Genomic DNA, 7,921 nt, shown 5'->3' with positions numbered 1-7,921 from the left:
TCATCAGAATTTAGCCAATATGTTGAAGTTATTAATTGGTAGGAATTTGGTCTGACAACTTGTAGGATAAAATTATAGCTGCAGCTTCATTTGGTCCATAATCAGATATTTTCATAAATAAATACTCCTTTAATTCGGCATTTTTAGCGTGTTGGCGTCTGGATAATCAAATGGAGCTAATAACTGTCGGTAATCATTATAGTTGATACTTGTGTAAGACACTATAAACCTTAGAAAGTCACCATATTAATTTTTACACATAAAAAACCTCACAGTTATGTGAGGTTTTTTTTGCAATTTCCCTTAAATAATAACATACATTTCTTTTTCCTATGGCAAATATAGGTTGAGTATTGGTTTTAGCTTCGGGGAAAAACACCGAAACAAATAGGGGAAATTCCCCCTTTTATTATTATAAATTTTTAAGGTTATCATATATATGGGTATTTCTAATTATTATCCCAACCAACCTTCTCTATCTAAACTTCTATATTGAATAGCTTCTGAGATGTGGTTTGTAGATATTTCTGCAACTCCTTCTAAATCTGCAATTGTTCTAGATACCTTCAAAATTCTGTCGTAGGCTCTGGCAGATAAGTTTAAACGTTCCATAGCTGTTTTTAAAAGTGTTTTACTTTCTTCATTTAGTTTGCAAAATTTTCTGATATGCTTTACGGTCATTTGTGCATTATAATGAGTGTTTTCCAATTCAATAAAACGTTCAGATTGTTTTTCACGTGCTTTTGTTACACGTTCTCTAATAAGTTTACTTGGTTCTGAAAGTTGCTCTTCTGAAAGTTTTTCAAAGGGAACAGGATTTACTTCAATATGAATGTCAATTCTATCTAAAAGTGGTCCTGAAATTTTACTTAAATAGCGTTGCATTTCAGCTGGTGATGATGTGACAGGAGCGTCAGGATCATTAAAATATCCACTTGGACTTGGGTTCATACTTGCTACTAACATAAAACTACTTGGGTAGGTAACTGTAAATCGTGCTCTTGAAATAGTAACTTCACGGTCTTCTAAAGGTTGACGCATGACTTCTAAAACACTTCTTTTAAATTCAGGTAATTCATCTAAAAATAAAACACCATTATGAGATAATGAAATTTCTCCAGGTTGTGGATATTGGCCTCCACCAACCAAAGCAACATCTGAAATTGTATGGTGAGGAGAACGAAAAGGTCGTTGTCCCATTAATCCAGCATCTTTAACTCTTCCAACAACTGAATGTATTTTGGTAGTTTCTAATGCTTCTTGTAATGTCATTGGAGGTAAAATAGAAGGCAATCGTTTGCTTAACATTGTTTTTCCACTTCCTGGAGGTCCTATTAATATAATATTATGACCGCCAGCTGCGGCAATCTCCATAGAACGTTTTACCGATTCTTGTCCTTTTACGTCTGCAAAATCAAATTCTGGATTGTCTAATTCTTTATTGAACTCAGCTTGAGTGTCTATAATAGTTCGTTCTAATTCAGTTTTTTCATCAAAAAAATGAATCACTTCTAAAATATTTTCAATTCCATACACTTCTAAATCACTGACTATTGCGGCTTCTTTAGCATTCTGTTTGGGTAAAATAAATCCTTTAAATCCTTCTTCTTTTGCTTTAATTGCAATTGGTAATGCTCCTTTTATAGGTTGTAAACTTCCGTCTAAAGAAAGTTCTCCCATGATTAAATAATCACCTACTTTTTCTGATTTAATTTGATTTGAAGCTGCTAATATTCCAATGGCTAGCGTAAGGTCATATGCAGAACCTTCTTTGCGCATATCTGCAGGAGCCATATTTATAGTAATTTTTTTACCTGGAAGTTTGTAGCCGTTATTATTTAATGCAGCAGAAATTCGGTAGCTACTTTCTTTAATTGCATTATCTGGTAGGCCAACTAAATGATATCCAATACCTTTATCAATATTTACCTCTACAGTAATAGTAGTGGCTTCAACGCCAAAAACGGCGCTGCCAAAAATTTTCACTAGCATATTTTTTCTTTTTACTTAAAACTTAACGAACATTTTTTTTGTTGAATCTCTTTCAACTAATTCAGTTCTTATAATTTCAGTTTTAATATCATCAAATTCAATTTTTTCTTCAATTTTATCAATTAACCTTTTTGCAGCAACTTCACCTGTTGTATGTGCAAAACGATTCACACTAGTTAGTGGAGGTGAACTATATCTTGATAAAATACCATTTGTAAACCCAACAATAGATATAGCTTCAGGAATTTTAATGTTTCTTTTGTTTAAAACCTGTGTTGCTATAGCTCCAGAAACTTCATCAATGGTAAAAATACCATCAACTTCATTCGTGTCTAGCATTTTATGAATCCGCTCAGTTAGGCCAATTTCATTTTCTAACCTAATAATAATATTTTCATTAGGTTCTATTCCATATTTTGTAAGTGCTTTTAAATACCCTTTTACTCTGAATTTATTTATTTTTAATCCTTCTGAAGTAGTAATAAGTGCAATATTTTTACATTCAGATCTCATTAAAAAACGAGTTGCTTTATAAGCACTTTTTATATTATCAGTAACCACTTTGTCACAGTTAATATTTTTATGAACACGGTCATACAATACTATTGGAGTTCCTTCCTCTAAAACACTATGAAAGTGATCAAAGTTTTTCATCGCTAGCGTTTCTCTAGAAAGGCAAGCTATAAAACCATCTATGGTTCCATTAGATAGCATTTCTATAGTGTCTACTTCTTTTTTATAAGATTCATTAGTGATGCATGTAATAATATTGTAGCCTCTTTCAGTAGTAACTTTTTCAATACCTCGTAAAACTCTGGCAAAATAATAGGTAAGAATATTAGGAATTAGAATCCCAATAGTTTTCGTTTTTTTATTTTGTAAACTTAAAGCTAAAGTATTGGGTTTATATTTATGCAATTTAGCATATTCTTGAATCCTTTTTTTTGTTTCATCACTTATTTCATAACTGTCATTTAACGCTTTTGAAACGGTTGAAATAGAAACAGATAATGCTTTTGCAATTTGCTTAATGGTTATTCTTTTATTCATCTTTTGGTTGAATAGTTAATTTGGTTGAAACACTTATTATTTCTTCTTTATTCATTTTCATTTTTCTAAATTCACCTTTGTTATACATTTCAGCCTGGTCTTTATAATGCTCACTGAAAGGATTTCCTGATTGTCCAGTTGGTAAAATACTGATACTGTTTTCAATGTCGGAAAAATCAATAATTCTTCTTGTTGAAGGGCCCGCAGTCACATTGTATAACCCAGATTTATTATATTCATAACCTCTGTTGTTAATTACTTCACTTGCTCCATTTATAGGAAAAGGACCCACATTAAAGTAATTTTTTAAGGCGTCTACAGTTCCTAATGGGTGCTGATGCTCTAAGGTATGAACTTTTCCCCAATTCCAAGTAGTTATATCATTTCCAAGTTGATTTTCTAAAGAAGTAACAGTTTCAACCAAAGATTTTGATAGAATGTCTTTTTTAGTCTCAATTTTGCTTGAAGTAGCAATATCATCCCACCAAATGGAAGTATTTTTTTTAATTTGATTGGCAATAGCTCTTTTAGATAAATGTGTACTTAAAAACTGTGTAAATAGTTCTTCGCCTAATTCATCTTCAAAAGTGTTTTTTAAGTAAGTGTAAATCAATTTATTATAAATAGTTGGTGCAACTGCATCTACAGTATTAGATCCATCCCAAAGTTGAAGTATATCAATAGCTCTTTGCTCATTTTTATTGAATGAATTAAAATCAATGTTTGAAACAAATTCTTTTATAACACTTGGTGAAACTGAAGAAGTTACATCGGTAATCATTTCAGCCATGGTTTCTTTATTCCAATTATTTTTTGGCGCTAATAATTGCGTAATACGTTTAGCTCTATCTTCAGATAAATAATAACCAGGATATAATATATTTGCAATTGTATCAGGTTGATTGTTTGCAGAATAGACATAATTCCATGAAGGATTTTCAGCCATTGGATTCAAATTAAAATCTAAATATTCAGTAGGGTCATCTTCTCCTGAAGCACCGTCTAATATGAATTTTGTATTCACATGAGGTTTGTGTTTGTATAATTTACCTGCTGCCCACCAAGCTACATTTCCTTTAGCATCACCATACATAATATTTAGCCCTGGTGCGTGAATCATAGAAGCTCCTTTTTTAACATCACTCATTTTAGTGGCTCTTGAGATGGTATGAAGCGCATCTAATGTTTTACCTTCAATTTGGGTAAATATCCATGACATTGCAATAGGATCTGTTTGTGAAATAGCATCAACAACATCATTCATAATTGGCCCGTGGCGAGTGTTTCTAATTGTAACAATAACATCTTCGGCATCTTTTACTTTAATGGTTTTGGTAACCGATTTATAATCCTCGTATCCACTAGGGGTTTTATATTTGTTATTGTCTGTAGGATGATTTTCTTCTTTATAAAAATCAATATCATCATTTTCAAACATGGTTAAACCATATGCGTAATTTCTGTTATGTCCTAATAAAGGAAATGGAACACCAGCTAAATGATAACCATATAATTCGTAATTTGGTGTTGAAATATGAGCTTCATACCAAACTGCTGGTTGTGAAAACCCAATATGTGGATCGTTTGCAAAAAGTACATTTCCTGTTGCTGTTTTCTTAGCGGAAACCACCCAACTATTACTTCCTATAAATGGAGGTGTTGGAGCGTTTTTCATGATTTCGGTTACAGTTGAAACCATTGTTACGTAACTCTCAATTGCCGGATTTGCATTTTTGATAAGTACGGTATTTGGGTTAATATCTATACCCAATTCTTTTAAATAGGTGTCACCAAGTTTTTCTTTTAGAACACTTAATAATGGATCTGTTTTTTGGGCCATTGCAAAACTAAATGACATATATCCTAAAATATTAAACATATCATTTAATTGATAGTGCTCTTTTTCAATCCCAATTAAAGTAAACTCAATGGGTGTAGGGCCGTTATCTATGAACTGATTTATACCATTTAAATAAGCAATTGCTAATTTATAAACATCACCATTTTTATCTAAATTTTCAATTGATTTTTTTGAAGTTTCTTCAATACCTAAACTCACAAAAAATTGATCATTTTTTAGCATTTTTTCTCCAAAAATTTCAGATAATTTTCCAGGTGCAATTCTTCGCATTAATTCCATTTGCCAAAGACGATCTTGTGCATGAACATAACCTAATGCGGTAACAGCGTCTAATTCATTTTCAGCATAAATATGTGGCACGCCATAATCATCAAAATAAACAGAAGTTTCGTTTGAAATTCCTGATAAGGAAACGTTGCCTGAATATGTTGGTTTTAGGTTGTTATAATAAACAAAACCACCTATTATTGAAAGTGCCAGTAAAACGACTATTAGGAGTGAGATTTTTTTAAAAATACGCATTAAAAATAATGATTTTAGATAGTATCTTCAAAGATAGTATTTTATATGTTATGATAAATATTTGTAAAACTTTCATTTAAAAATAAAACAATACTTAAAGTGTAATATATAAATTTAAGAAAGTTACTGAAGAGGATCAATAGCTTATTGAACGCAATTAAAATATAATCATTCTGGTTGGAATATTAGGAGTTGCCCACTATTAACAGTTTTCTCAAACAATTAAGAACAACATTAATTTACTAAAAAAAGGGGAGAATCTTAAATTTCAGAAATTTTGGTTGAAGGTGTGGTTTTAAAATTAAATTTTTTAGCCCCTTTTTTTACATTCTCAAGAAAATCTTTCCCAGGATCTGTTTTTTCCGTTCTATAACCTGCATCTTTTTCTAACCAAAGTTCATGGTCTACAAAATTGGTATACTCATAATGACCAATCAAATAATCTATTGAATATTTTGAAGCAAGATATTTTACCAATCTAATATTTGCTTTTAATTGGGCTTTTGTTAAAGGTTTTTCTTTGGTTCCTCCAACATTTTCTATTCCAATAGCGCAATGGTTTAGGCCAATAACGTGTCTTGCCATAGTAGTTTCGGGCATTAATCTATAAATAGTTCCATCTTGGTCAACTACAAACTGTGCTGAAACGTTTAGTGCACTTGCATTTTTAATATCAGGTCTTTGGCTTGAAATTTTAGACTGCTCAAAAGCTTCAAAGGTTTTATGTAAAGTAGGAATTGAAGTCCAATGCAATACAATCATTTTAGGTTCAATAGTTGTTGATTTTGATTCTATCCCATATCTTTCTTGCATATATTGCAATGTTAATAATTCTCGTTCGTCATCAAATATAACAGGTCTGTCAACTATTTTTGTATTTACTGAACAAGAAATAAAGAAGAATGAACCGATAAGTACTATAAAATTTTTCATGTTTAAAATAGGATATTGGAATAATGGATACTCATATTTTGAAAATACAATTTAGTAAAATGTTTTAAAAGAGACACTAAAATTGACACGATATTTATAATGTTAATTTTTTGAATGTCGTAGACTTTTATTAAAAAAAAATTAATTTCTAAACCCAAAAATGGTACTTCTTTTAAGTTGTGCTATTAACAAATAATTTATTTTCAAAAGATTTAAATTTTTTTTTAATTCATAATAACTCATAATAATTTAGGTTATATTAGGTTATTTTTAATACTATCACTTTTTGTTAGTGAAATTTTACCAAATAAATAATTTCAAATAATAGTGCTTACTCCGCTAAAAATGATATCTGCATGAAATTAAATTTAGAATTTAACAGTTTAATAAAACAGTAAAAGATTAAACCAAATAGTAAAGGTATCTTAATAACTGTTTGGGTATCGTATATAATTAATAAAATTATTGGTGGCCTGATGGCTTTTTTTAATTTTGTGACCTTAGTAGTTTAGTTAAAGATTGATTTTGACTGAGAAAATGAAATATATATTAAAAATAATATAATAAATGAGTACAACATTATTTGACAAAGTTTGGGATTCGCACGTGGTTCGTAAAATTGAAGATGGACCCGATGTGTTTTTTATTGACAGACATTTAATTCACGAAGTTACAAGTCCTGTAGCTTTTTTAGGTTTAAAGGAAAGAAACAATTCAGTATTATTTGCTGAGCGTACTTTCGCTACTGCCGATCATAATACACCAACAATAAACCAGCACTTGCCCGTTGAAGATCCATTATCTGCAAATCAACTAAAAGCCTTGGAAGAAAATTCAGCCGAATGGGGAATTTCTCACTGGGGATTAGGAGATGAAAAAAATGGAATTGTGCATGTTGTAGGACCGGAATATGGAATTACATTGCCAGGAGCAACCATTGTTTGTGGAGATTCACATACATCTACGCATGGAGCATTTGGTGCAATTGCTTTTGGAATTGGTACATCAGAAGTTGAAATGGTGTTAACTTCACAATGTATTATGCAGCCAAAACCAAAGAAAATGAGAATTAACATTACTGGAGGTCTTGGAAAAGGAGTTACTCCAAAAGATGTTGCGTTATTCATAATTTCTAAATTAACTACTTCTGGTGCAACAGGATATTTTGTTGAATATGCAGGAGATGTATTTAAGCAAATGTCTATGGAAGGCCGTATGACAGTTTGTAACTTAAGTATTGAAATGGGTGCTCGTGGAGGTATTATTGCTCCAGATGAAAAAACTTTTGAATATGTAAAAGGACGTTTATTTGCTCCAAAAGGGGAAGCTTGGGATACTGCTATGGAATATTGGAAAACATTAAAAACTGATGAAGATGCTATTTTTGATAAAGAGTTAACTTTTGATGGAAGTGAAATTGAACCAATGATTACCTATGGTACTAACCCAGGAATGGGAACTGGTATTTCTCAACACATTCCAAATGCTGAAGATGTTGAAGGTGGAGTTGCTACTTATAAAAAATCGTTGGATTATATGGGATTCCACGAAGGTGATGCAATA

5 protein-coding genes are annotated in these 7,921 nt (G+C 31.1%); 1 reads left to right on the top strand and 4 read right to left on the bottom strand.

Features of this window, described 5'->3' with window-relative positions:
• Positions 1–456: 456 nt before the first annotated feature.
• The 4 genes from ABY863_RS11700 to ABY863_RS11685 all read right to left on the bottom strand — a co-directional run bounded on the left by ABY863_RS11700 (position 457) and on the right by ABY863_RS11685 (position 6,358).
• Positions 457–1,992 (bottom strand): YifB family Mg chelatase-like AAA ATPase, encoded by a 1,536-nt coding sequence (locus tag ABY863_RS11700; RefSeq protein WP_372795036.1) that lies wholly within the window; start codon positions 1,990–1,992, stop codon positions 457–459.
• 15 nt (positions 1,993–2,007) lie between these two features.
• Positions 2,008–3,042 carry a LacI family DNA-binding transcriptional regulator gene (locus ABY863_RS11695; RefSeq protein WP_372795034.1) on the bottom strand — a complete coding sequence of 345 codons (1,035 nt, stop codon included), beginning with the start codon at positions 3,040–3,042 and terminating at the stop codon, positions 2,008–2,010.
• Positions 3,035–5,425 (bottom strand): penicillin acylase family protein, encoded by a 2,391-nt coding sequence (locus ABY863_RS11690; protein ID WP_372795032.1) that lies wholly within the window; start codon positions 5,423–5,425, stop codon positions 3,035–3,037. Before ABY863_RS11690 ends, ABY863_RS11695 begins: the two co-directional genes overlap by 8 nt.
• A gap of 261 nt (positions 5,426–5,686) precedes the next feature.
• The gene (locus ABY863_RS11685) at positions 5,687–6,358 is read right to left on the bottom strand and encodes an N-acetylmuramoyl-L-alanine amidase (RefSeq protein WP_372795030.1); all 672 of its coding nucleotides are present in this window, start codon (positions 6,356–6,358) and stop codon (positions 5,687–5,689) included.
• A gap of 567 nt (positions 6,359–6,925) precedes the next feature.
• Here ABY863_RS11685 and ABY863_RS11680 point away from each other — a divergent pair.
• Positions 6,926–7,921: aconitase family protein (locus ABY863_RS11680; protein ID WP_372795028.1), on the top strand; the 996-nt coding region annotated here is incomplete at its 3' end.

This window comes from Lutibacter sp. (assembly GCF_041562875.1).
Classification (GTDB): Bacteria; Bacteroidota; Bacteroidia; order Flavobacteriales; family Flavobacteriaceae; genus Lutibacter.
Note: the sequence above shows the minus strand (reverse complement) of the source record. Positions and strands in the feature narration are given on the sequence as shown.

Excerpts from the sequence above, each read along its gene's own strand:
- ABY863_RS11700 (WP_372795036.1), bottom strand. The coding sequence starts at position 1,992 with ATGCTAGTGAAAATTTTTGGCAGCGCCGTTTTTGGCGTTGAAGCCACT.
- ABY863_RS11695 (WP_372795034.1), bottom strand. The coding sequence starts at position 3,042 with ATGAATAAAAGAATAACCATTAAGCAAATTGCAAAAGCATTATCTGTT.
- ABY863_RS11690 (WP_372795032.1), bottom strand. The coding sequence starts at position 5,425 with ATGCGTATTTTTAAAAAAATCTCACTCCTAATAGTCGTTTTACTGGCA.
- ABY863_RS11685 (WP_372795030.1), bottom strand. The coding sequence starts at position 6,358 with ATGAAAAATTTTATAGTACTTATCGGTTCATTCTTCTTTATTTCTTGT.